Here is a 439-nt window from a genome sequence, read left to right on the forward strand (position 1 = left end):
TCTTTAAAGAGCTGGCCTCGAATATGGTTCAGGCGTTCACCACGCGCGCCAAAGAGGTTTACAGTGTCGCATAAGATTGCTGTTGAGGTGGTGTATGCGCTGCCGGAGAAGCAGTATTTGCAGCGCGTGATGCTGGAGGAGGGTGCCACCGTTGAGGCGGCTATCCGCGCTTCCGGCATTCTTGAGCTACGCAGCGACATTGATCTGGCGAAGAATAAAGTCGGCATCTACAGCCGTCCGGTTAAGCTTGGGGATGTACTGAAAGAGGGCGACAGGGTTGAGATTTATCGCCCTCTGATTGCCGACCCGAAAGAGCTGCGTCGTCAGCGAGCGGAGAAATCCGGTAAGTAGCGCTTTCTTTTCCCCGGTGGGGCTGCGGTATGAACCGGAAACATGGGTAACACTTTAGACCGGATACATGGGTAACAGTTATAACTGG

General features: G+C 54.0%; 1 protein-coding gene and 1 pseudogene. Both read left to right on the plus strand.

Features of this window, described 5'->3' with window-relative positions; genetic code table 11:
- Nucleotides 1-74 (plus strand): annotated as a pseudogene (locus tag IM267_RS21425) (ubiquinone-binding protein); the annotation flags it as partial.
- Nucleotides 64-351: an RnfH family protein gene (locus IM267_RS20945; protein ID WP_193034228.1), complete on the plus strand. Its 288-nt coding sequence runs from the start codon at nt 64-66 to the stop codon at nt 349-351. The pseudogene IM267_RS21425 and the gene IM267_RS20945, both read left to right, overlap by 11 nt.
- Nucleotides 352-439 lie beyond the last annotated feature (88 nt).

The organism is Enterobacter cloacae complex sp. P15RS (genome assembly GCF_014895905.1).
Classification (GTDB): Bacteria; Pseudomonadota; Gammaproteobacteria; order Enterobacterales; family Enterobacteriaceae; genus Enterobacter; species Enterobacter quasihormaechei.